Raw genomic sequence first — 23,651 nt, 5'->3', positions numbered from 1 at the left:
TCAAGCAAACTAACAAGTGTTAGTTTAGTGTTTTAAAAATACATATGGCACAGTTTTATAAGCTTAAAATTCAAGATATATATAAGGAAACCGAAGATACTTCGGTTATAACCTTTTATGTTCCTATAGAATTACATAATACATTCAAATTTCGTCAAGGTCAGCATTTAACTCTAAAAGCAGACATTAACGGAGAAGATGTACGTCGTTCGTATTCACTTTGCTCAAGTCCATTAGATAGTCAATGGAAAGTTGCTGTAAAGCTCATTCCTGGTGGGAAATTCTCAACTTATATAAACGAAACGCTAAAAACGGGTGACCAATTAGAAGTGATGGCACCAAGCGGAACATTCGGAGTAGAAGTCAACGCGTCAAAGCCCAAAAACTACTTGTTTTTCGCAGCAGGAAGTGGAATTACACCAGTCCTCTCAATGGTTAAAGCACATTTGCAAGCAGAGCCAAATTCGACATGTAAATTATTTTATGTCAATAAAACCGCAAAATCCATTATCTTTAAGGAAGAACTAGAGCAACTTAGGAATACTTATTTCGGACGATTCGAAATTTATTATTTCTTAACCAAAGAACGTAGAGATATTGAGTTATTAAACGGAAGATTCGATGATGAAAAGATGAAGATTCTTACCAATACATTTATTGATATTCCAGATACAAGTGAAGTATTTCTTTGCGGACCAGAAAAAATGGTAAACTACGTAAGCGAGTATTTAATAAATAAAGGATTACCAAAAGAGCTCGTGCATTCAGAGTTGTTTGTAACCGGACTTTCAGATGAAGACATTAAGCGAGCAGAACGTCTAGCAAAACAAAATGTAGAAGGAACTGAAGTGGTAATCGTCGATGGCGGAAAAGAATTCACCTTCACCATGACTAAAGAATACGATAATATCCTCGACGCAGCCTTAGGCGCAGGAGCCGATTTACCATTCGCCTGTAAAGGAGGTGTTTGTAGCACCTGTAAATGTGAAGTGAAAGAAGGCGCAGTCGAAATGAAAATAAATTACGCGTTAAGCGATAAAGAAGTCTCACAAAACCTAGTCTTAAGCTGCCAAGCAGTACCAACAACAGAAAAGGTAATTGTAGATTTCGATGTGTAAATAAGACTTGTCATTCCTGCGTAGGCAGGAATCCATAATATTTTGAAAAAGAAAAGTTAGAGTTCAACAAGCTAAAGGCCAACAGCCAATAGCTAAAAGCTTAAAATCATGAGTGAAGAACAAATAAAAAATCTAGAAGCACAATTCGAAGCACGTATCGCAAGAGACGAGAAAATCGAACCTAAAGACTGGATGCCAGAAAAATATCGTAAAACGCATATTAGGCAAATGTCACAACACGCACATTCCGAAATTGTAGGGATGCTTCCAGAAGGCAATTGGATAACTCGTGCACCTTCTTTGCGACGAAAAGTAGCACTTTTAGCAAAAGTGCAAGATGAAGCTGGTCACGGTTTATATCTCTATTCTGCATGTGAAACCTTAGGGGTTTCTCGCGATGAGTTATATGAACAATTGCATTCAGGAAAAGCGAAGTATTCTTCCATTTTTAATTATCCAACAGTAACTTGGGCAGATATGGGAGCTGTAGGCTGGCTAGTGGACGGAGCTGCAATTATCAATCAAGTACCATTGTGTAATACATCTTATGGTCCTTATGCAAGAGCCATGGTTCGTGTGTGTAAAGAAGAAAGTTTTCATCAACGTCAAGGTTTTGAAATCATGATGAAGTTGGCAAACGGAACACCAGAACAAAAAGAATTAGCGCAAGATGCTTTAAACCGTTGGTGGTGGCCAAGTTTAATGATGTTAGGTCCTACAGATGCCGAATCTATTCATACAGAACAATCCATGAAATGGAAATTAAAGCGTAAGTCTAACGACGATTTACGTCAGCAATTTATAGATCAAACGGTTCCTCAAGCCGAATTAATCGGACTTACAATTCCTGATCCAGATTTAAAATGGAACGAGGAACGCCAAAGCTATGATTTCGGTGAAATTAATTGGGACGAGTTCTGGCAAGTCGTAAAAGGTCATGGACCAATGAATAAAGAACGCATGAAAGCTAGAGTTGGTGCATGGGAAGAAGGAGAATGGGTTAGAGATGCTGCAATGGCACATGCTGAAAAGAAGCAAGCAAGAAAACAAAAACAAGCAATTTAAATTTCATCGTCAATTCGAGTGATTTTCTGTCAGTTTATGAGCAGTCGAAATCAAAGAAAATTATATCGAGAATAAGATGAAACAAAACATATAATTATGTCTGATAAAAAAAACTGGCCACTTTGGGAAATCTTTGTAAGAAGTAAAAATGGATTAGAACATCGTCATTTTGGAAGTCTTCATGCAGCAGATGCAGAAATGGCATTAGAAAATGCAAGAGATGTGTACACAAGACGAAATGAAGGTGTAAGTATTTGGGTGGTAGAATCTAAAAATATTACAGCATCAAACCCAGAACATAATGGCGAAATGTTTGAGCCTGCTCAAGATAAAGTCTATCGTCACCCAACATTTTATGATTTACCGGACGAGGTAAAACATATGTAATAATTGTCATTCCTGCGAAGGCAGGAATCTCATTAAGAGAATCTAAATCTCATTCAGAACAAAGGAAGAATCTTATTATTAATAAGTACGTCACTTCGAGTGATTCCGATTTTTTATTGGAATTATATCGAGAAGTAATTAAATAGATACCCATTTTTATGGGCACTTAAAATGAAACAAAACCTATACAACTATATATTAGGAATCGCAGACAACAGTCTGATCCTAGGACAAAGACTAGGAGAGCTCACAGGACATGGACCAAGCCTAGAAACAGATATCGCTTGCACCAATATCTCATTAGATTTATTCGGACAAGTACGAAGCTATTTTCAATACGCAGCAAAAATTGCAGGAGATAACAGAACTGAAGATGATATAGCAATGCTTCGTAAAGAACGAGAATATGTAAATGTATTGTTGGTAGAACAACCCAATAGAGATTTTGCGTATACCATGGCACGTCAGTTCTTATTTGATGTATATCATTTATTGTTTTTACAGAAATTAGAAAAAAGTAAAGATTTAACTTTATCTGCTATTGCAACAAAATCAATTAAAGAAGTGAGTTATCATGAACGTTTTTCAGGAGACTGGATAAAACGTTTAGGAGATGGTACAGAGGAAAGTAAAACAAAAATGCAAGATGCTATTGATGGTTTGTGGACCTATACTGATGAGTTATTTCATCAAACCGAAGCAGATAAAGCAATGGTTGCAGAAGGAATTGGTGTTGATGTAACAAAACTTAAAGAGACCTATTATAAAAAAGTAAATGAAATTTTAGAAGAAGCAACACTTGAAATTCCAGAATCTAAGTGGTTTCAAAAAGGAGGAAAAGATGGCATTCACACCGAACATTTAGGGTATTTATTAGCAGAGCTTCAATATATGCAACGTGCTTATCCTAATATGGAATGGTAACACAAATTCCTGAGAAGACAGATAAACCTTTAGGTTCAGCAAAGCTAATCTCATAATCGAAAAAGTAAAAGTTAGTCGGTTAAACATGACGTCACTTCGAGTGATTCCGATTTTTTTATCGGAATGGTATCGAGAAGTAATAAAGCAAAATTCCCGTTTTCACGGGAAATGAATATGACAACAGAACAAAACATAGACCAAATCTTAATTCCAATTCTGGAACAAGTTTCAGATCCTGAAATCCCAGTATTATCTATCATGGATATGGGAGTGGTACGTACTGCAGTCATAGAAAATAATATTGTAAAAGTAGAAATTACACCAACGTATAGTGGTTGTCCAGCGATGGATGTTATTGGAGACGATATTAAAGCCGCATTAAAAGTGGCAGGATACGATTCAGAAATAGAATTAATTCTTGCACCAGCTTGGACCACCGATTGGATTACACCAAGAGGAAGAAAAGCATTAGAAGATTATGGTATAGCAGCACCTTTAAACGCAGAAGCAGATAAAGATGTATTGCTTAATGATAAAAGGATAGTGAAGTGTACCAATTGTGGTTCACAAAACACAAGATTAGTAAGTCAGTTTGGTTCCACAGCATGCAAAGCACAATTTCAGTGTGACGATTGCCAAGAGCCATTTGATTACTTCAAGTGCTTAAAATAGAAATTCGATGTCAGTTCGAGTGAAATTGCTTTTTAACAATTTAGTATCGAGAACATATAAAATTTTTGTCATTCCTGCGAAGGCAGGAATCCACAATAAAAGAAAAACATATGAATAAAAGCATACTTTTAAAAATAGAAAATAAAATAGCATACATCACGCTAAACAGACCAGAAGTATTCAACAGTTTTAACCGTGAAATGGCATTTTTGCTTCACGATACTTTAGATGCTTGTGAAACAAATGATGAGGTTAGAGCAATTGTTCTTACTGGAAATGGAAAAGCATTTTGTGCAGGACAAGATTTAAAAGAAGTGACGGATCCAGATTTAAATCCTGGATTCAAAAAAATATTAGAAGAGCATTATAATCCAATAATTACTAGAATTAGAAATATTAAAAAACCAGTAATTGCAGCTGTAAACGGAGTTGCAGCAGGAGCAGGAGCAAATATTGCTTTAGCTTGTGATATTGTTGTTGCACATGAAAAAGTAAGTTTCATTCAAGCGTTTAGTTTAATAGGTCTGGTTCCAGATAGTGCCGGAACATTCTTTTTACCAAGATTAATCGGATTTCAAAAAGCATTAGCATTAGCCATGTTAGGCGATAAAATTTCAGCAGAAGAAGCAGAGAAAATGGGAATGATTTATAAAATGATTCCATTAGAAAGTTTTGAAGAAGATGTCAATAAGTTAGCTTTGAAACTGGCAAACATGCCTACAAAAGCATTGGGTATGATTAAAGAATTATTCAATAAATCGATGACCAATGATTTAGAATCTCAATTAGCGTTTGAGTCTAAGTTACAAATTGAAGCAGCACAAACTGAAGATTACAAGGAAGGAGTTGCTGCATTTATAGAAAAACGTCAACCAAATTTTAAAGGAAACTAAAGTTTTGTCATTCCTGCGAAGGCAGGAATCTATTATAGGATGAATAAACAAACACTCATAGAAGCGCACAACCGAATAAAACCTTTTATTCACCAAACACCAGTGCTAACCTCAGAATTGCTAAATAAAGAGGCAGGCTGTAATCTATTTTTCAAATGTGAGAACTTTCAAAAAATGGGAGCCTTTAAAATGCGAGGAGCAGCAAATGCAATTCTTTCACTTTCTGATGCGGAAAGAGAACGTGGTGTGGTAACACATTCCTCAGGTAATTTTGCCCAAGCAGTTTCATTAGCAGCTCAAAAGTTAAATGTGAAGGCATACATTGTAATGCCAGAAAATGCACCACAAGTCAAAAAAGATGCAGTTAAAACTTATGAGGGTGAAATCATAGAATGTGAATCGACACCTCAAGCAAGAGAAGCAACAGCTAATAAAGTTAAAGAGGAAAAGGGAACATCATTTTTACACCCATCTAATCAAGATGAGGTTATTTATGGTAATAGTACAGCAGCAATTGAATTATTAGAAGAGCAACCAGATTTAGATATTATCCTAGCACCTGTTGGTGGAGGAGGTCTTATTGCAGGAACTGCTTTGGCAACACATTATTTCTCTGAAAAATGTAATGTAATTGGTGCCGAGCCTAAAGCTGTTGATGATGCATATCGATCATTAATTTCGGGTCAAATAGAAACGAATCTAAGTTTTAATACCATTGCAGATGGACTTCGAACAAATTTAGGCGATCGTAATTTTCCAATTATTCAAAAACATGTAGAGAAAATAATATGTGTAGAGGAAGAGGAAATTATCAATGCCATGCAGTTGATTTGGGAACGTATGAAGATTATTGTAGAACCATCAAGTGCAGTAGCTTTTGCAGCTGTATTAAATAACAAAGAAGAATTTGCAACTAAAAACATCGGAATTATTATTTCTGGTGGTAATGTAGATGTGAAAAATCTGCCATTTTAGATAACTGTCACCCTGAGCACAGTCGAAGGGTATCAATAAAAAAAATAATTTGTCATTCCTGCGTAGGCAGGAATCCACAATAAAAGTAAAAACATGAACATAGGAATTATAGGTTCAGGAACCATGGGAAGCGGCATCGCACAAGTAGCAGCAACTTCTGGTTGTCAAGTAAAATTGTACGACACCAATCAAGGAGCTTTAGATAAAGCAAAAGCTTCATTAGAAAAAATATTGAATCGTTTAATTGAAAAAGGAAGAATAGATACTGCTGAAAAAAAGAGAATAGAATCTAATATTTCTTATGTAGATACATTAATAGATTTAGCAGATTCTAATCTAACTATCGAAGCGATTATTGAAAACCTAGATATCAAGAAAAAAGTATTTTCAGAATTAGAAACTTATGTGTCTGACGATTGTATTATTGCATCAAATACGTCAAGTTTATCAATAGCATCAATTGCAGCATCACTTAATAAACCAGAGCGTTGTGTAGGTATTCACTTTTTCAATCCAGCACCTTTAATGAAGTTGGTTGAGGTCATTCCAGCCATTCAAACATCTAAAGCAGTACTTGAAAAAGCGATTCAAACAATTTCCGATTGGAAAAAAATAGTAGCAGTTGCCAAAGACACGCCAGGGTTTATAGTCAACAGAGTCGCAAGACCATTTTATGGTGAAGCCTTAAGAATATACGAAGAAGGGTTAGCAGACTTTGCAACCATTGATCATAGTCTAAAATCTTTAGGTGATTTCAGAATGGGACCATTTGAATTAATGGATTTCATAGGAAACGATGTTAATTACACCGTAACCGAAACCGTATTTACCGCCTTCTATTTCGACCCAAGATATAAGCCTTCATTTACTCAAAAACGTTTTGCTGAAGCAGGTTACTTAGGACGTAAATCTGGAAAAGGTTTTTATGATTATGATAAAAGCGGCAAAATAATTGAGGCAAATCACGCAAACACAAAGACTTTTGAAACTTATGAAGACGAAGAGTCTTTGAAAAATCAAATTTTTAATCGTGTTTTAGTTATGCTAATCAACGAAGCCGCAGATGCCTTATTTTTAAACATCGCATCGGCAGAAGATATAGATATTGCCATGACAAAAGGAGTTAATTATCCAAAAGGATTATTAGCCTGGGCAGACGAAAAAGGAATCGATTGGTGTGTGCAAAAAATGGACGAATTATATAACGAATATCACGAAGATAGATACCGTTGTAGTCCATTATTACGTAACATGAATAAAGAAAATAAAACGTTTTTTTAATATAACGTCAGTTCGAGTGAAATTGCTTTTTCTGCAATTTTGTATGAATAATATAATTACAACGATTTGTCATTCCGCACTTGATGCGGAATCCACAATAAAAGATAATAATTAAATAAGATTCCCATTTTCGTGGGAGGTGAACATGAAACCAGAACAAATCCCACATAAAATGCTATCCCAAGACGCCTACAGCACGTGGCTAGGAATAGAAATTCTAGAATGTGAAATCGGACGATGCAAAGTAGCGATGACCATTAGAAAGGAAATGCTAAACAGCATGAATAAAGCGCATGGAGGAATTAGTTATTCTTTAGCAGATACAGCTTTCGGATTTGCAGCAAACACGCATGGTAAATATGCAGTTTCTATAGAAACCAGTATTAATCATATTGAAGCATTAGAAGAAGGCGATTATATTACCGCAGAATCTGTTATTGAAAATGTAAAAAACAGATTAGGATTTAATATTATTGAAGTAAAACGAGGAGAAGAATTAGTAGCACTTTTTAAAGGTGTCGTTTATAGAACTCAAAAGGATTGGGAATAAAATAGTAAAAATATAAAATTATGAAATGGAAAGGTAGACGACAAAGCGGGAATCTTGAAGACCAACGCGGCATGGGAACTAAAGGTAAAGTTGCAGCTGGTGGTGGAGTTATTGCTGTAGTTGTAATTTTATTGCAACTTTTTGGAGGTGAAACTGGTCAGCAAATAGCTCCAATTATAGAGCAGGTAGCTAATAGTCAAACCACTCAGCAAGTAGAACAAAGAGATTTAACCAGTGAAGAGCTTGAAATGGGCGATTTTATGGCAACTGTTTTGGCCGACACCGAAGATGTGTGGAACCAAATATTTAGAGACTACAATCTAGGGGATTATAAAGAACCAAAAATGGTATTATTCACAGATGCGGTTTCTACAGCTTGCGGTAGTGCAACTTCAGCTTCTGGACCTTTTTACTGTCCTGGCGATCAAAAATTATATATGGATTTAGCTTTTTTTGACGAACTAAAAACACGTTTCGGAGCTAAAGGTGGCGATTTTGCAATAGCTTACGTTACAGCGCATGAAGTAGGGCATCATATCCAAACCATTCTTGGAACATCTAATAAAGTAAGACAATTACAAAGCCAAACCAACCAAACAGGAGCTAATAAATTATCGGTAGCACAAGAATTACAAGCCGATTTTTACGCAGGAGTTTGGGCACATCATAATAAAAAATATTTACAAGCAGGAGATATTGAGGAGGCTATGAGCGCTGCCAATGCTGTTGGTGACGATGCCATACAAAAAAGAAGTACTGGAAGTGTAAATTCAGATAGTTTTACACATGGTACGTCTCAACAACGTATGGAGTGGTTTATGAAAGGCTACAACACAGGAGATATTAGAAATGGAGATACATTTTCTGCACTTTTAGATTAACCAATTCCTCCTAAAACAAGACAATCTATTGTTTATAACAATTTGTCATTCCTGCGTAGGCAGGAATCCACAATAAGAGTAAAAAATATTAATTTGAAATAGAAGAATCAATTTCAATATCAATTTCAAAAATGAAAGAAGCATACATAATAGACGGCATTAGAACACCAATAGGAAACTACAAAGGAACTTTATCTGCTGTTCGTACAGACGATTTAGGAGCATTAGTAATTTCAGAAATCGTAAAACGTAATCCAAACATTCCTAAGGAAGCTTACGACGATGTTATCATGGGATGCGCCAATCAAGCAGGAGAAGACAATCGTAATGTAGCGCGTATGTCATCACTTTTAGCAGGATTACCATTCACAGTTCCTGGTGAAACCGTAAACCGTTTATGTAGCTCAGGATTATCCGCAATCATTCACGCAAACAGAGCTATAAAAGCAGGAGATGGAGACGTTTTTATTTCAGGAGGCGTCGAGAACATGACGCGAGGACCATACGTAATGGCAAAACCATCAACTGCATTTGGAGGTGATTCTAAAATGTACGATTCCACTTTCGGATGGCGTTTTATCAACCCTAAAATGCAAAAATTATACGGCACAGACGGCATGGGAATGACGGCAGAAAACTTAGTAGAAAAATATAATATCTCTCGCGAAGACCAAGATAAATTCGCACTTTGGAGTCAGCAAAAAGCAACCAAAGCACAAGGAAATGGTCGACTAGCAAAAGAAATAGTTACTGTAGAAATTCCACAACGTAAAAAAGATCCCATTCAATTTTCAAAAGATGAGTTTATAAAACCAAGCTCTTCCTTAGAAGTTTTAGGAAAACTAAGAGCAGCATTTAAAAAAGAAGGAGGAAGCGTAACCGCAGGAAATTCTTCAGGATTAAATGATGGTGCAGCAGCAACCATTATTGCGAGTGAAGATGCAGTAATAAAATACAATCTAAAGCCATTAGCAAGAATTGTAAGTTCTGCAGTGGTTGGTGTCGAGCCGCGACTAATGGGAATTGGTCCTGTGCAAGCTTCCAATAAAGCATTAGCAAAAGTAGGATTGACCATGGACGATATGGATATCATCGAGCTTAACGAAGCCTTTGCTGCACAAGCTTTGGCTTGCATTCGTGCTTGGGGATTAGCCGATAACGATCCAAGAATAAACCCAAATGGAGGCGCTATTGCTATCGGTCATCCGCTTGGCGTTACAGGAGCAAGAGTTGCGTATTCTGCAGCACTTGAATTAAATGAAACCAACAAACGTTACGCTTTGGTGACAATGTGTATAGGAGTTGGTCAAGGGTATGCAGCAATTATTGAAAGAGTCTAATTCCTGCGCAGGCAGGAATCTCATAATAAAAAAGAATGAAACATTGGTACGTCTACATAATGGCAAGTAAACCAAACGGAGTAATTTATATTGGTGTAACAGATAACATTGAAGAAAGAGTAAGAGAACATAAGAATAAGATTTATCCAAAATCTTTCACAGCAAAATATAATTGTGAAAGTCTTGTTTATTTTGAAGAGTTTGAAAACGGAGAAAATGCATCAGTTAGAGAACGGCAATTCAAGAAATGGAAAAGAGATTGGAAAATCAAATTGATTGAGGAAATGAATCCAAGTTGGTCAGATATAAGTGCTAATTGGAATTTAGATAATAGAGAGTTTAGAATTAACAAATAAAAGATACCTGCCTTCGCAGGCATTTGATATGAATAAAATCCAACATTACGTTCAAGGACAATGGACAACAGGTAAAGAAGAAGGAATACCAATCTTAGACGCTATAACTGGCGAAGCCTTTACAAGCATTGCTATCGAAGGATTAGATGTTCCTGAAATTCTTAACTACGGAAGAACAAAAGGAGGAGAGGTTCTTCGAAAAATGACATTCCAAGAACGTGGAAACATGCTAAAAAAACTAGCATTATATCTTACCAAAAGAAAAAATGCGTTTTACGAATTAAGTTACAGAACAGGAGCAACCAAAGTAGATAGTTGGATTGACATCGAAGGTGGTTTTGGTAACCTGTTTGCTAATGCTTCGTTACGTAAATTGTTTCCAAATCAGCCATATCATGTAGAAGGCGATGCTGTCGATTTATCTCGTGGCGGACGTTTTATGGCACATCATATTATGGTGCCCAAAAAAGGAGTTGCAGTGCATATTAATGCATTCAATTTCCCTGTTTGGGGAATGTTAGAAAAGTGCGCAGTAAACTGGATGGCTGGAGTGCCAGCAGTAGTTTTACCAGCACCTTCATCTTCTTATTTAGCAGAGGCTGTAGCAAGAGAAATAATAGCCTCAGGTATTTTACCAGAAGGCGCATTACAAATCATAAACGGAACGGTTAAAAATATTCTAGACACTGTAGAGTCTCAAGATGTTCTAACATTTACGGGTTCTGCAAAAGTAGGTCGCTTATTAAAAGCACATCCACAATTAATACAAGAATCTGTGCCATTTACAATGGAAGCCGATTCTTTAAACGCATCAATCTTAGGAGAAGATGCCGTTCCAGGAACACCAGAATTCGACTTGTTTATTAAAGAAGTCCGAAAAGAAATGACGGTTAAAGCAGGACAAAAATGTACTGCAATACGTAGAATTATTGTTCCGCAAAATTTAGTGGAAGATGTGCAATCTGCCTTGTCAAAAGCATTAGATAAAGTAACTATTGGAGATCCAAGACTTAAAGAAGTTAGAATGGGATCTTTAGTAAGTAATCAACAAGTGCAAGCAGTTAGAGACTCAGTAAATGATTTATCTAAAGAAGCACAAATCGTTTATGGAAGTTTAGATGAAATAAATACCATTGGAGCAGATGCTAAAAAAGGCGCTTTTATTAGCCCGATTTTATTACGTTCTGATCATCCTTTTGAAAATACAATAATTCACGAACGTGAAGCATTTGGTCCAGTAAGTACCATAATGCCTTATAAAAATTTAGATGAAGCCATTACTTTGGCACAAATGGGTAAAGGATCTTTGGTGTCTTCAATTGCCACAAATGACGATAAGATAGCAAAAGAGTATGTGATAAATGCAGCATCTCATCATGGTCGTATAATGGTGGTTAATCGTGATATGGCTAAAGAAAGTACTGGTCATGGTTCACCATTACCATATTTAGTTCATGGTGGTCCAGGACGTGCTGGAGGAGGAGAAGAAATGGGAGGCATGCGTGGTATAAAACATTATTTGCAACGTACTGCCATTCAAGGTTCGCCAACCACTATTACTGAGATTACGGGTATTTACCAGCAAAACGCGAAATATAAGGAAGCAGAACAGCATCCATTTAAATACCATTGGGAAGACATCCAACCAGGAATGTCTATGAAAACCCATAACAGAACATTTACAGATACAGACATCATAAATTTTTCAAATCTAACTTGGGATCATTTCTATGCGCATACAGATATTACATCTTTAGACGGAAGTATTTTTGAACAAAGAACTGCACATGGTTATTTTATTATTTCAGCTGCAGCAGGATTATTTGTATATCCAAATAAAGGACCAGTTTCAGCAAATTACGGATTAGAAGAATGTAGATTTTTACGTCCATTATATCACAACGATACGATTTATGTAAGACTTACATGTAAGCAAAAAGTAGATAGAGATGTCGCTTCAGCGGAACATCCAAGCGGAATTGTAAAATGGTATGCAGAAATTTTTGATGCTAATACCGATGAGAAAGTAGCATTCGCAACAGTCTTAACTATGGTTCAGAAAAAGCAAGAAGTTTTAACGGAAATGACTGAGGATAAAATCAACGAATGTCTTTATGCATTAAAAGAAGATGCAAAACCTAAATGGGGAATTATGACACCTCAGCATATGATTGAGCATTTAGAATACACTTATAAAATTGCTTCTGGAGAAATTCAAGATTTTGAAATAGCAACACCAGAAAAAATTCTAGAGAAAGTACATAATAGTTTATGGAATTATGATAAATTCCCAAAGAACTCTCAATTTCCTCAGTTAGAAAAAGACACTTTAGATACATTAAAGCATTCCGATTTAGCTACAGCTATTGAAAAGTTTAAAGCACAAAGAGAAAAGTATTTAGCGTATTTTAAAGAAAATCCTGAGGCTAAATTAAAGAATTTAGTATTCGGAGAATTGAATAAATACGAATCGTATTTGTTAGAAAGAAAACATTTAAATCATCATTTTGAACAATTTGGATTACTATAATTATTAATAGAAAGTCACTGCGCACGTGTTGCGCAGTCGCATTAATGTTAACGGAAAACTTTAATGCATTCGCTTAAATTGAAACGTAATGTCTAAAAAGTATTATACATACATTCTAACACATGAAAGAAATCACATCTTTTATGTTGGTGTAACAAATAATATGGAACGAAGAATGAGTGAACATAAGGCAGCAACTTTTGGAACTCATGTTGGACATTATAATATTAAAAAATTAGTTTATTTTGAAGAGCATTCTGATATCAGAATTGCAATTCGAAGAGAAAAGACCATTAAGAAATGGAAAAAAGAATGGAAGAAGAATCAAATAACGGAAATGAATCCTGAGTGGATTGATTTGAGTTTAGGCTGGGATCTTTCCAAATATATTAAGAACTAAAATAATACGAATGCGCAACAAGTGCGCATTGACATACTAAGAAAATGAACACACCATACGTAAAACTAGAAATCAAAAATGAAGTAGGCTACATAGAATTCTTTCATCCTGCTCACAATTCTCTTCCGGGAGATGTATTAGCAAAATTAGCAAACACAATTACTGAAGCAGGCGAAAATGATGCTATAAAGGTAATCGTCCTTAAAAGTGGAGGAGATAGAACCTTTTGTGCAGGAGCAAGCTTCGAGGAGTTAATAAATATCAACGATGCTGCAACAGGAAAAGTGTTTTTTGCTGGATTTGCAAACGTAATTAATGCGATGCGTAAATGTCCAAAATTTATTATCGGACGTATTCAAGGGAAAACTGTTGGTGGAGGCGTTGGTTTAGCAGCAGCAACCGATTATTGTATGGCAACAAAGTTCGCTTCCATTAAACTAAGTGAGTTAAATATAGGAATCGGACCTTTTGTAGTTGGACCAGCAATAGAGCGTAAAATGGGCTTAAGCGCCATGTCTCAAATTGCAATAGATGCCAACACATTTTACACACCAGAGTTTGCAAAGCAGAAAGGATTATATACGCATATTTTCGATACCACAGAAGCATTAGACGAAGCCGTAAAAACAACAGCAGAACATTTATGTACTTACAATACAGAAGCCATGTTAGAAATGAAAAAAGTATTCTGGCAAGGAACTAATGATTGGGATGTGCTTCTTGCAGAACGTGCAGCAACAAGTGGAAAACTAGTTTTGAGTGAGTTCACTAAAGAAAAATTAAAAGGATTTAAATAAAAATTTCATTGCGAGGACGAAAAACGTGGTAATCTCTTGATGTGATTCTTCGCTTCGCTCTGAATGATAAACTCGACAAAAAAGATGGCAATTTATTCATTCAAAGGTTACACACCAGTAGTACATAAATCAAGTTTCGTACATCCATTAGCAGCAGTAACAGGAAACGTCATCATTGGCAAAAACTGTTATATTGGTCCAGGAGCAGCTATTCGTGGAGATTGGGGACAAATTATTTTAGAAGATGGTGTTAACGTGCAAGAGAATTGTACGGTTCACATGTTTCCTGGGAAATCAATCACCTTAAAAGAAAGCGCACATGTTGGTCATGGTGCTATTATCCATGGGGCTAATTTGGGTAAGAATTGTTTAATAGGAATGAATACGGTTATCATGGACGATGCTGAGATTGGTGATGAATGTATTATCGGAGCCATGTCTTTTGTAAAAGCTGAAACTAAAATTCCATACCGAAGTTTAGTGGTTGGGAATCCTGCAAAAATAATAAGAGGAATTACAGACGAAATGATTGCTTGGAAAACAAAAGGCACACAATTATACCAACAATTACCTGCGGATTGTCACGAAAGTTTAAAAGAAGTTGAACCACTTCGAGAAGTGCCAGAAAACATGAAAATGCAAGAAGATGTTTATAAAACACTTCGAGAGACTTTTAAAAAGTAAAGTAAGGTAACGTCACTTCGAGTGATTCCGATTTTTTATCGGAATTGTATCGAGAAGTTTTTAATCTATTTGTTACTTACAAAATCCGACTCAAATCAATTTCATTAGTTTCTTTACTCGTAGACAAAGCAATCAAACTTTGTACATTCCCTAAATATGGAAGAAGCGTTAATTTTGAAATGATAAACGTTTCATAAGCTTCAATATCCTCTACAACTAGTTTTAATAAATAGTCAAAATTTCCACTGACGCGATGGCATTCTACAACTTCCGGAAAGTTGTTGATTTCCTTTACAAATTTTTCTAAATAACTTCGCGTATGACCTTGCAAAGTGATTCCTATAAAAACGGTCAACTTTAAACCTATTTTCTTATTGTTTAAAACAGCGACATATTTTTCAATATACCCTTCCTTTTCCAATTTTTTTATACGTTCAAATATTGGTGAAGTGCTCATACCTAGTTCTTCTGCTATACTTTTTGTTGTTCGATTGCTATTCTTTTGTAGTATAGCTAACAGTTGTGTGTCTATTTTATCGAGTGTATGTGGCATGAGAAAATTAGTTGCTTTAAAGCGGTAAATTTAATGATTAAAAGTCTAATAATCTGTAATGGTGTTTATTTTAAGAATAATATCCTTTTTAATGGTAAATTAAAAGATTTTAACAATTGTATAATTCAATATGCATTATCTTTAATTCTTATATTTCTAAACTACGATAACTTGAAGAATTTCGAATTAAAGATGCCTAAAATGGGCGAAAGTATAACCGAAGGCACCATTATCAATTGGTTAATTTCTGAAGGAGACTCTTTCGAAGAAGGAGATATTATACTAGAAGTAGCAACAGATAAAGTAGATAACGAAGTGCCAGCACCAGCAGCAGGAACTTTAATTAAAACCATGTTTCAAGCTAAAGATGTTGTTCCGGTTGGAGAAGTTATGGCTATTCTTGAAGTTTCAGAACATGCTAGGTCTTCTAAAAAAGATAATGTCTCGTCGAGCGCAGTCGAGACGTCTCAAAAGAAGGAAAAAGTACCAAAAAGACTAAAACAAGTTGAACAAGCTTCAACTTCATTTTCAGCTTCAAACGCAAACACCTTCTTTTCGCCATTAATCATCAAAATAGCAAAAGAACATCACATCAGTTTTGAAGAATTAGCACGAATTCCTGCAACAGGAAATGAAGGCAGACTTCGTAAAAGCGATGTGTTTCAATATATAGATGAAGGACGACCATATAAATTCGCACAACCAGTAGCCGAAAAAGATCCAACAGCCTATAGAATTCCACAATTAAACTTCGATAAAGGCAAAGGAAAAGTGATCGAAATGGACAGAATGCGCCAAATGATTGCAGATCACATGGTGTATTCAAAACATACATCGCCTCATGTTACTGCTTATGTAGAAGCAGACATGACGAATATGGTAAACTGGAGAAACGCAAACAAAGTTACCTTTCAAGAAAAGCATGGAGAGCGTTTAACCTTCACACCATTATTTGTAGAAGCTGTAGCGAAAGCAGTAAAAGATTTCCCGAATATTAATGCTTCTGTCGATGGTAATAACATTATTGTAAAAGAAGATATTAATATTGGTATGGCAACAGCATTACCAAGTGGAAACTTAATAGTACCTGTAGTAAAAAATGCAGATACTAAAAATTTAAAAGAGATTGCTAGTAACGTAAACGAATTAGCAGGAAAAGCTAGAGAAAACAAACTAGCAGGAGACGATATAAAAGGCAGCACCTTCACAATTTCTAACGTAGGAACTTTTGGGAGCGTTATGGGAACACCAATTATTAATCAACCAGAAGTTGCCATTTTAGCATTAGGAATAATCAAAAAACGACCAGAAGTTATCACTACTGAGAAAGGAGATGAAATAGCTATTCGTAGCATGATGTACTTATCGCTCTCTTTCGATCATCGCGTAGTAGACGGATTCTTAGGAGGAAGTTTTGTAAGAAGAGTAGCAGATTATTTCGAACAATTTGATACTAATAGAGAAATATAAATCATTTGTCATTCCTGCGAAGGCAGGAATCCACTATGAAATAATAAATTAAATAGGTTCCTGCCTACGCAGGAATGACAGCAAATTATGAGCCACAACATATCTATACAAAAAGTAACCGAATCTAAAGTCTCAAACATAGACTTCAACAACATACCATTAGGCACCACATTCACAGACCACATGTTTATTTGTGATTATAACAATGGCGTATGGGAAAATCCGCGAATAGAACCAATGGGAATGATTCCTACGCATCCAGCAGCCATGGCTTTACATTACGGACAAGCCATTTTCGAAGGTATGAAAGCCACTGTAGATGCCAATGGAAACCCAATGCTTTTCAGGCCATCAAAAAATGCAGAACGGTTAAATTTTAGTGCAGACCGAATGGGAATGCCTCATTTTCCAGAAGATTTATTTGTAGAAGGCTTAAAACAACTAGTTGCAATAGAACAAAATTGGATTCCACCAATGGACGGAAGCGCACTCTATTTAAGACCTTTCATGTATGCAGACGAAGCCTTTATTGGTATGCGAGCAGCAACACATTACAAGTTTATAATCATGGCATCACCAGCTGGTCCATTTTTCACTAAACGTATAAAATTGTGGGCAGAAAATAAATATATACGTGCAGCCTCAGGCGGAACAGGAGAAGCTAAAGCTGCTGGAAATTACGCAGCAGCCATTCGTCCAACAGAATTAGCAAAAGCCAAAGGGTACGACCAAGTATTGTGGTTAGACGCTGTAGAACACAACTATATCCAAGAAGTAGGCACCATGAATATTTTCTTTAAAGTCAACGGAAAATTCATCACACCAAAACGCGATGGTTCCATTCTAGATGGCATTACTAGAATGAGCGTTATAGATATTTTAAGAGACAAAGGTTACGAGGTTACAGAACGCGCTATAACCATTCAAGAAATCCGAGATGCTTCAATTGATGGTACACTAGAAGAAGCCTTCGGAACAGGAACAGCCGTTGGTATTGCTTACATTCAAGAAATTGCAATGGGCGAAACAATAATTCATGTATCAGATAAAAGTCCAGTAGGTTTAGAAGTTAACAATACTCTAAACGCTATCAAAATAGGTAAAATTGAAGACAAATTTAATTGGATGATTAAAATTGAAAACCAATTAGCTTAGAGTAATTTGGGCGTTACCACAAGGGTCGCGCTTTCACTACTCGCTCTTTTTGCAGAAAAAGCAGAAAGGAGCTCAAACAAACCGTTCAATCGCTAACGCAGAGATTACCGATTTGTCATTCAGAGCAAAGTGAAGAATCTCAGTGAAAATCTGAGTAATAGTTAAATTTAAGGTTTGTCATTCCTGCGAAGGCAGGAATCCAATATATTAGAGAATTTAAAATAGATTCCTGTCTACGCAGGAATGACAATTATGAAAAAAGAAACACTAAAAAAAGGATTTTCAAAACTCTGCACAGCAAAAGCAATGGCAGAATTATACGAAGCTAATTTTAAACAAGTTTCAAAATACGTACACGCAACATCTCGTGGACACGAAGCCATTCAAATTGCATTAGGTTTACAATTATTACCGCAAGATTATGCATTTCCGTACTATAGAGACGATGCTATGTTATTATCGTTTGGTTTAGAGCCTTACGATTTAATGTTGCAATTATTAGCAAAAAAAGACGATCCGTTTTCTGGAGGAAGAACCTATTATTCACATCCAAGTTTAAAGGACGACGATAAGCCAAAAATTCCACACCAATCTTCTGCAACGGGAATGCAAACCATTCCAGCAACAGGAGTTGCCATGGGAATGCAGTATAAAGAATTACAAGGTTTAGACGATTATAGTTTAGAATCTGACCCTGTCAGTTCGAGCGCAGTCGAGAACGCTCTAAAACCAATAACCGTTTGTAGTTTAGGAGACGCCTCAGTAACCGAAGGAGAAATAGCAGAAGCGTTTCAAATGGCAGCTTTAAAGCAAATGCCAATCTTATATTTAGTACAAGATAATGGTTGGGATATTAGTGCCAATGCAGCAGAAACGAGAGCGCAAAATGCTTTTGAATATGCAGCAGGATTTAAAGGTTTAGACGCGATATCAATAGATGGCGCCAACTTTACAGAAAGCTACGAAGCCTTAGAAAAAGTAATAGAAACTATTCGTACAGAACGCAGACCATTTTTAGTACACGCAAAAGTTCCGTTGTTAAATCACCATACTTCAGGTGTAAGAATGGAATGGTATCGAGACGATTTAGATGAAGCACGTTCTCGCGATCCTTATCCAGTTATAAAACAACAATTGCTAGATGCTGGATTTTCAGAACAAGACGTTTTAGACATTGAAAATTCAGCGAAAACGAAAGTACAATCCGATTTTGAAAGAGCTTTAAAAGCCGAAGATCCAAAACCTGAGGATTTATTTACTAACGACTTTGTACCTACACCAATTACGGAAGAAGAAGGAATACGTTCACCAGAAGGTGCTGAAAAAGTAGTGATGGTAGATTGTGCACTTTTCGCTGTAGAAGAATTAATGAAAAAGCATAAAGAATGTTTGCTTTACGGTCAAGATGTTGGTGGAAGACTTGGTGGTGTTTTTAGAGAAGCAGCAACATTAGCACAAAAATTTGGAGACGACCGAGTGTTTAATACACCAATACAAGAAGCCTTTATTGTCGGTTCTACAGTTGGAATGAGTGCAGTTGGATTAAAACCAATTGTTGAGGTTCAGTTTGCCGATTATATTTGGCCTGGCTTAAATCAATTATTCACAGAAGTTAGTAGAAGTTGTTATTTATCTAACGGTAAATGGCCAGTGTCTATGATTCTTAGAGTGCCAATTGGTGCTTATGGCAGTGGAGGACCTTATCATTCGTCTTCAGTTGAATCTGTAATTACAAATATTCGTGGTATTAAAATAGCGTATCCAAGTAATGGAGCCGATTTAAAAGGGTTGATGAAAGCGGCTTATTACGATCCTAATCCAGTTGTAATTTTAGAACACAAAGGGTTGTATTGGTCTAAAGTGCCAGGAACGCAAGGTGCAACATCTGTTGAGCCAAGTGAAGATTATGTATTGCCTTTTGGTAAAGCATGGGTTTTACAAGAAATCTGGAAACAAGAAAATGTAGAAACATTAACTGTTGTGACGTACGGAATGGGAGTGCATTGGGCAATGAATGCATCGGAAGAATTAGAGATGCAAGACCAAATTGAAGTCATTGATTTACGTACGTTATTTCCTTTAGACGAAGACACCATTATGAAATCGGTTAAGAAAACAGGAAAGTGTTTAGTGGTAACCGAAGAACCTTCAAATAATAGTTTCGCAAGAGCCTTATCTGGTAAAATTCAAGAAGAATGCTTTAAATATTTAGATGCACCAGTAATGACTATTGGTAGCGAGAATATGCCAGCAATACCATTAAATTCAACTTTAGAGCAAACTATGATTCCTTCAACAGTTAAAGTGAAAGCTAAAATTAAAGACTTGTTGAATTATTGATTTATTCCAACTTTAAAATTCTACTTTTATTTGAAAGTGTATTGATGCACAACAGTTGATTGTTTAAGACATTATTTTCATTACAAATAATTTTATAGCATTCTATTACTTGATGATTCGCAACGGTTTGAACTACAAATGGGAGAACACCAGAGGCTTCACAGTTTTCAACTTTTAATAATGAATTAATATTTTGGAATATATGGTGAAAGGGTCTACTGTTTTTATAGTTAAAAACACCGACTTGACCTTCGAATCCTTGGACTCCACCAAAAATCATCGGTTTATTAATAGATTCACAAGTTTTACTAATAGCGTAACGTGCTATATAATTGTCTGTGCAATCAACAATAATATCAGCACTCTTTAAAATGTTAATTCCGTTTTGAGTTGTTATATAATCTTGAATGCATGTGATGTTGAGATCATCAAATATCTCTAATAAAGCATCTTTAGCTGTTTGGACTTTTGATGCTCCAATATGAGACTTCGTAAATAGAATTTGTCGCGCAACATTAGACCGTTCTATATGGTCATTATCAGCTAGTACTAAATTTTGGATTCCTAATCGGGTTAATCCCATAGCAACAGAACAACCTAATCCACCAAGTCCTACAATAGCAATTCTAGAATTTTTTAGCTGATGCATTTTTTCTTTTCCTATACATTTTTCATGTACTTCAAAAAATAAGGTCATTAGCTTCTTTTAATTTGACTTAAAATCGTTGTGTCTGTAATTTTATTGTCTTCAGCTAGAAGAAAAGCCTTGCTTAAAACAATAGATAAACCTTTATCACCTTCAAAAGGAATAAATAATTTGTCGGTTGATTTGTTAGGTGATCTAGAAGGTACAATACATAAATATTGATCGTTAGGCTCCATCAAGATATTCCCACTACCAATATGTATTTTGTAGGTTCTTATAGTTCCTTGAACAGTTAAAAACTTGCCATCAATAGTAGCTTTGTCTTTAATTTTACTTAGCCTTGGTAGTAATCTTTCAAGAATAGATTTTCGGGTTTTTGCAATTTCTGTTAAATCCCCAAATGAATAGGATGTCCAATAATCTCTATGCGTTTGTCTATCTCCATTATTATCTTGCCATTCTGGGTCATTTCCGACACTACATACTCCAACAAACAAATCGACATCGCGCATAATTTCCGAAAAAACAATTTTTGGAACATCAATTAGATTCATGACATGGCCATCAGCATTTTTAAACTTTACTTGATCTGTGGCAACATATAGCCAAATTCCAGCATCGTTATAAGCATCGTGGTCATTGAGTTCATCAATCCAATATTCCGCAGTTATTTGGTGTTCAGGTAAATATTTTGAACACAATTCGTCATCACGCCCATCATCATAAGCTCCCATTAATGAATATTTCCAACCACGAAGTCCCGCAAGGGCATTAAATTGGTGTTGTTTTAAAATATGAGCCGCCATTCTGTTAGAATAGGTTTGCGTATTAATTTCTGCGTCTGTTAAAATATAAAGCTCACGAAAAGCTTGCTTAATAGGTTGTTTTAATTCTAAGTCTATAATTCTGTCTCGCCAAGCTACAATTTCTTTTTCAGTAGCAAATACAGGGTGCCATAGTTGCACTGTACACGTATCATCAATCCAATCAATAATTTCACCATGAGCATTTTGCCATGTATTATCTATCCATAAAACAGAAGTAGATTGGGTTTCATTTTTAATTGTCCAAATAAGTTTTGTTGCAATAGGATTGACTAAACCATGATTTAAATAATACTTTTTAAAAGAAGGAAAATCCCAACTTCTATTGAGAATAAATTGATTATCAATTCTTTGTTTTTGAGCTGAATATACCTTTTGGATTTCTTTGATTTCCTTACGTAATTCTTTAAGTTGATTGCTTAGCTTTGTAGAGTTTTTAACAGTTGATGGTACAGATTTCATACTCTTACCATCTGGTTTTATCCATTGTTGGTTGACCTTGCTTTCTGTGATAGAAATATTGAGACTATAGTCTTCAAACAAAACAGATTTAATTCCACCTTCTAATTGAAAATCGGGAACAGCCATTTCCTTAAGTTCTTCAACCGAAACGTTGTATTTTTTTGCACCTTCCACAAGATATTTGTCTATGCTCTTTTTAACGTTATTTTGTTTTAGTTTTAATTTTATTCGAGATAAAGCACCTAATCCATCTTTTCCTCTCATGTTACCCATTACGTAAATGCATGCGTTACCTATAGCTGCTGCTGCTGGACCAACTCCTGGCATTTTGGTATACGATTTTTCAAGGAGTTTACTTAATATATGTAATGTTTCTTTATCAGAAAAAGGGGACATTGTCCAGATAATGCCTTTAATGAATTGTTTGCTCGGATCACATAAATATTGCTTATACTCTCTTACTTCATTTGAATATGTATAAGTCTCTGTTTTTTCTGAAATAGGATGACTTACAGCAATGGAAAGAATCTCTTGAGCAATTTTTCGATACTTATTTTTTCCAATAGCATTTATTAACTTTTCTGTTTGTGCTTGAAATTTTTTAGAAGGTTTAGAGCTTGTAGCATCATAGGTTAAGAATAATAATTGATGAAGTTCATTTACATTTTCACCACTATGATTAACAATCGCGTTTACTTCGTTTCCAATATCATTTGTTTTTAATATAAACGGGACAAATTCTCCGTCGACTTGTACTATTTTACTCAATTTTGAAACTGATTTCTTAAGATCACTTCCCCAATAACTAGTGGTGGTATCGGTAAAACTATTCCATTCCAACATGCTTTTAATAAAGTTAGATAATTCATCCGATAGTCCTTCTTTTTTAATAGTGCGCTCAATTTGTTGAATAGCGTAGTTTGTTGGAAAATCACTTAGAGAAAAACCATAGGCGTTTCTATTTAAAGCTATAATTTTTTCATTGACTAATTCAAATAAACTTATCCATTCTTTCTCGGTATAATCAAGATTTCTGCGCATTAATCCATTTAATATTGCAAATGCAGTCAAGCGATACCTATAGATATCATTGTCTCTCTTTTTTACTGATTTTTGTTGATTTTCAAATTCTTTATTGAGGATTTCTTCAATGTAATTGACACTATCTAGAATATATTGTTTTTGGTAGGTCTTAGATTCTTTTTTTAAATTCTCATATTCGGAATTTCCAGAAAGATCATTAGAGCTGTACACATAATTTACTGTAGAATTTATTTTAGTAATAATGTCATCAACATAATTAAATTCTGATGGCGTTATTTTTTTCTTGAAGATATTAAACATGTCT

General features: G+C 35.4%; 22 protein-coding genes. 19 read left to right on the top strand and 3 right to left on the bottom strand.

Going from position 1 to position 23,651, the window contains the following annotated elements; genetic code table 11:
* Positions 1-44 precede the first annotated feature (44 nt).
* The 16 genes from HM981_RS15515 (at position 45) to HM981_RS15440 (ending at position 14,853) form a co-directional block, all read left to right on the top strand.
* Positions 45-1,118: a 2Fe-2S iron-sulfur cluster-binding protein gene (locus HM981_RS15515; RefSeq protein WP_179339719.1), complete on the top strand. Its 1,074-nt coding sequence runs from the start codon at positions 45-47 to the stop codon at positions 1,116-1,118.
* Positions 1,119-1,226: 108 nt separating this feature from the next.
* Positions 1,227-2,183, top strand: a complete 957-nt coding sequence (gene paaA / locus HM981_RS15510) for a 1,2-phenylacetyl-CoA epoxidase subunit PaaA (protein ID WP_179339718.1) — start codon at positions 1,227-1,229, stop codon at positions 2,181-2,183.
* A 96-nt stretch (positions 2,184-2,279) separates the two neighbouring features.
* Positions 2,280-2,570 carry a 1,2-phenylacetyl-CoA epoxidase subunit PaaB gene (gene paaB / locus HM981_RS15505; RefSeq protein ID WP_173586540.1) on the top strand — a complete coding sequence of 97 codons (291 nt, stop codon included), beginning with the start codon at positions 2,280-2,282 and terminating at the stop codon, positions 2,568-2,570.
* Between the two features lie 171 nt (positions 2,571-2,741).
* On the top strand, positions 2,742-3,494 hold the full coding sequence (gene paaC, locus HM981_RS15500) for a 1,2-phenylacetyl-CoA epoxidase subunit PaaC (RefSeq protein WP_179339717.1): 753 nt from the start codon (positions 2,742-2,744) through the stop codon (positions 3,492-3,494).
* Positions 3,495-3,668: 174 nt separating this feature from the next.
* Positions 3,669-4,166 (top strand): 1,2-phenylacetyl-CoA epoxidase subunit PaaD, encoded by a 498-nt coding sequence (gene paaD / locus HM981_RS15495; protein ID WP_179313342.1) that lies wholly within the window; start codon positions 3,669-3,671, stop codon positions 4,164-4,166.
* 110 nt (positions 4,167-4,276) lie between these two features.
* A complete protein-coding gene (locus tag HM981_RS15490) occupies positions 4,277-5,059 on the top strand; it encodes an enoyl-CoA hydratase-related protein (RefSeq protein ID WP_179339716.1) in 783 nt (260 codons plus the stop codon).
* Positions 5,060-5,098: 39 nt separating this feature from the next.
* Positions 5,099-6,034 carry a pyridoxal-phosphate dependent enzyme gene (locus tag HM981_RS15485; protein WP_179339715.1) on the top strand — a complete coding sequence of 312 codons (936 nt, stop codon included), beginning with the start codon at positions 5,099-5,101 and terminating at the stop codon, positions 6,032-6,034.
* 93 nt (positions 6,035-6,127) lie between these two features.
* Positions 6,128-7,315: a 3-hydroxyacyl-CoA dehydrogenase NAD-binding domain-containing protein gene (locus HM981_RS15480; RefSeq protein ID WP_173586545.1), complete on the top strand. Its 1,188-nt coding sequence runs from the start codon at positions 6,128-6,130 to the stop codon at positions 7,313-7,315.
* Between the two features lie 145 nt (positions 7,316-7,460).
* The gene (locus HM981_RS15475; protein WP_179339714.1) at positions 7,461-7,865 is read left to right on the top strand and encodes a hotdog fold thioesterase; all 405 of its coding nucleotides are present in this window, start codon (positions 7,461-7,463) and stop codon (positions 7,863-7,865) included.
* A gap of 20 nt (positions 7,866-7,885) precedes the next feature.
* Positions 7,886-8,746 (top strand): KPN_02809 family neutral zinc metallopeptidase, encoded by an 861-nt coding sequence (gene ypfJ / locus HM981_RS15470; protein ID WP_179339713.1) that lies wholly within the window; start codon positions 7,886-7,888, stop codon positions 8,744-8,746.
* 131 nt (positions 8,747-8,877) lie between these two features.
* Entirely contained in the window at positions 8,878-10,086 is a 1,209-nt protein-coding gene (pcaF, locus tag HM981_RS15465) for a 3-oxoadipyl-CoA thiolase (protein ID WP_179339712.1), read from the top strand.
* Between the two features lie 35 nt (positions 10,087-10,121).
* Entirely contained in the window at positions 10,122-10,442 is a 321-nt protein-coding gene (locus HM981_RS15460) for a GIY-YIG nuclease family protein (RefSeq protein ID WP_179339711.1), read from the top strand.
* 28 nt (positions 10,443-10,470) lie between these two features.
* Positions 10,471-12,972: a phenylacetic acid degradation bifunctional protein PaaZ gene (paaZ, locus tag HM981_RS15455; protein ID WP_179339710.1), complete on the top strand. Its 2,502-nt coding sequence runs from the start codon at positions 10,471-10,473 to the stop codon at positions 12,970-12,972.
* Between the two features lie 88 nt (positions 12,973-13,060).
* The gene (locus tag HM981_RS15450; RefSeq protein ID WP_178985807.1) at positions 13,061-13,372 is read left to right on the top strand and encodes a GIY-YIG nuclease family protein; all 312 of its coding nucleotides are present in this window, start codon (positions 13,061-13,063) and stop codon (positions 13,370-13,372) included.
* 44 nt (positions 13,373-13,416) lie between these two features.
* On the top strand, positions 13,417-14,169 hold the full coding sequence (locus HM981_RS15445; protein ID WP_179339709.1) for an enoyl-CoA hydratase/isomerase family protein: 753 nt from the start codon (positions 13,417-13,419) through the stop codon (positions 14,167-14,169).
* 84 nt (positions 14,170-14,253) lie between these two features.
* A complete protein-coding gene (locus HM981_RS15440; protein WP_179339708.1) occupies positions 14,254-14,853 on the top strand; it encodes an acyltransferase in 600 nt (199 codons plus the stop codon).
* A gap of 76 nt (positions 14,854-14,929) precedes the next feature.
* On the opposite strand, the gene HM981_RS15435 is transcribed toward HM981_RS15440, so the two are convergent.
* Positions 14,930-15,406, bottom strand: coding sequence for an Lrp/AsnC family transcriptional regulator (locus HM981_RS15435; protein ID WP_173586553.1), 477 nt, complete (start codon positions 15,404-15,406; stop codon positions 14,930-14,932).
* Between the two features lie 201 nt (positions 15,407-15,607).
* Here HM981_RS15435 and HM981_RS15430 point away from each other — a divergent pair, with 201 nt between their 5' ends.
* From HM981_RS15430 to HM981_RS15420, 3 genes are all read left to right on the top strand, one after another.
* Positions 15,608-16,876: a dihydrolipoamide acetyltransferase family protein gene (locus tag HM981_RS15430; protein WP_246286328.1), complete on the top strand. Its 1,269-nt coding sequence runs from the start codon at positions 15,608-15,610 to the stop codon at positions 16,874-16,876.
* Positions 16,877-16,963: 87 nt separating this feature from the next.
* Positions 16,964-18,031 carry a branched-chain amino acid aminotransferase gene (locus HM981_RS15425; RefSeq protein ID WP_179339707.1) on the top strand — a complete coding sequence of 356 codons (1,068 nt, stop codon included), beginning with the start codon at positions 16,964-16,966 and terminating at the stop codon, positions 18,029-18,031.
* 252 nt (positions 18,032-18,283) lie between these two features.
* Positions 18,284-20,371: an alpha-ketoacid dehydrogenase subunit alpha/beta gene (locus HM981_RS15420; protein WP_179339706.1), complete on the top strand. Its 2,088-nt coding sequence runs from the start codon at positions 18,284-18,286 to the stop codon at positions 20,369-20,371.
* Position 20,372: 1 nt separating this feature from the next.
* Here HM981_RS15420 and HM981_RS15415 read toward each other — a convergent pair whose 3' ends face one another.
* Positions 20,373-21,068 (bottom strand): HesA/MoeB/ThiF family protein, encoded by a 696-nt coding sequence (locus tag HM981_RS15415; RefSeq protein ID WP_179339705.1) that lies wholly within the window; start codon positions 21,066-21,068, stop codon positions 20,373-20,375.
* A complete protein-coding gene (locus HM981_RS15410; protein ID WP_179339704.1) occupies positions 21,068-23,647 on the bottom strand; it encodes a DUF4132 domain-containing protein in 2,580 nt (859 codons plus the stop codon). The genes HM981_RS15415 and HM981_RS15410 overlap by 1 nt, the downstream gene beginning before the upstream one ends.
* Positions 23,648-23,651: the final 4 nt, after the last annotated feature.

The sequence above is a fragment of the Winogradskyella ludwigii genome (genome assembly GCF_013403985.1).
In the GTDB taxonomy this organism is placed as follows: Bacteria; Bacteroidota; Bacteroidia; order Flavobacteriales; family Flavobacteriaceae; genus Winogradskyella; species Winogradskyella ludwigii.
The sequence above is the reverse complement of the archived record's forward strand: the minus strand, read 5'-3'. Positions and strand labels throughout refer to the sequence as shown.

Coding starts and splice junctions, on each gene's coding strand:
- HM981_RS15515 (WP_179339719.1), top strand. CDS start 45: ATGGCACAGTTTTATAAGCTTAAAATTCAAGATATATATAAGGAAACC.
- paaA (WP_179339718.1), top strand. CDS start 1,227: ATGAGTGAAGAACAAATAAAAAATCTAGAAGCACAATTCGAAGCACGT.
- paaB (WP_173586540.1), top strand. CDS start 2,280: ATGTCTGATAAAAAAAACTGGCCACTTTGGGAAATCTTTGTAAGAAGT.
- paaC (WP_179339717.1), top strand. CDS start 2,742: ATGAAACAAAACCTATACAACTATATATTAGGAATCGCAGACAACAGT.
- paaD (WP_179313342.1), top strand. CDS start 3,669: ATGACAACAGAACAAAACATAGACCAAATCTTAATTCCAATTCTGGAA.
- HM981_RS15490 (WP_179339716.1), top strand. CDS start 4,277: ATGAATAAAAGCATACTTTTAAAAATAGAAAATAAAATAGCATACATC.
- HM981_RS15485 (WP_179339715.1), top strand. CDS start 5,099: ATGAATAAACAAACACTCATAGAAGCGCACAACCGAATAAAACCTTTT.
- HM981_RS15480 (WP_173586545.1), top strand. CDS start 6,128: ATGAACATAGGAATTATAGGTTCAGGAACCATGGGAAGCGGCATCGCA.
- HM981_RS15475 (WP_179339714.1), top strand. CDS start 7,461: ATGAAACCAGAACAAATCCCACATAAAATGCTATCCCAAGACGCCTAC.
- ypfJ (WP_179339713.1), top strand. CDS start 7,886: ATGAAATGGAAAGGTAGACGACAAAGCGGGAATCTTGAAGACCAACGC.
- pcaF (WP_179339712.1), top strand. CDS start 8,878: ATGAAAGAAGCATACATAATAGACGGCATTAGAACACCAATAGGAAAC.
- HM981_RS15460 (WP_179339711.1), top strand. CDS start 10,122: ATGAAACATTGGTACGTCTACATAATGGCAAGTAAACCAAACGGAGTA.
- paaZ (WP_179339710.1), top strand. CDS start 10,471: ATGAATAAAATCCAACATTACGTTCAAGGACAATGGACAACAGGTAAA.
- HM981_RS15450 (WP_178985807.1), top strand. CDS start 13,061: ATGTCTAAAAAGTATTATACATACATTCTAACACATGAAAGAAATCAC.
- HM981_RS15445 (WP_179339709.1), top strand. CDS start 13,417: ATGAACACACCATACGTAAAACTAGAAATCAAAAATGAAGTAGGCTAC.
- HM981_RS15440 (WP_179339708.1), top strand. CDS start 14,254: ATGGCAATTTATTCATTCAAAGGTTACACACCAGTAGTACATAAATCA.
- HM981_RS15435 (WP_173586553.1), bottom strand. CDS start 15,406: ATGCCACATACACTCGATAAAATAGACACACAACTGTTAGCTATACTA.
- HM981_RS15430 (WP_246286328.1), top strand. CDS start 15,608: ATGGGCGAAAGTATAACCGAAGGCACCATTATCAATTGGTTAATTTCT.
- HM981_RS15425 (WP_179339707.1), top strand. CDS start 16,964: ATGAGCCACAACATATCTATACAAAAAGTAACCGAATCTAAAGTCTCA.
- HM981_RS15420 (WP_179339706.1), top strand. CDS start 18,284: ATGAAAAAAGAAACACTAAAAAAAGGATTTTCAAAACTCTGCACAGCA.
- HM981_RS15415 (WP_179339705.1), bottom strand. CDS start 21,068: ATGACCTTATTTTTTGAAGTACATGAAAAATGTATAGGAAAAGAAAAA.
- HM981_RS15410 (WP_179339704.1), bottom strand. CDS start 23,647: ATGTTTAATATCTTCAAGAAAAAAATAACGCCATCAGAATTTAATTAT.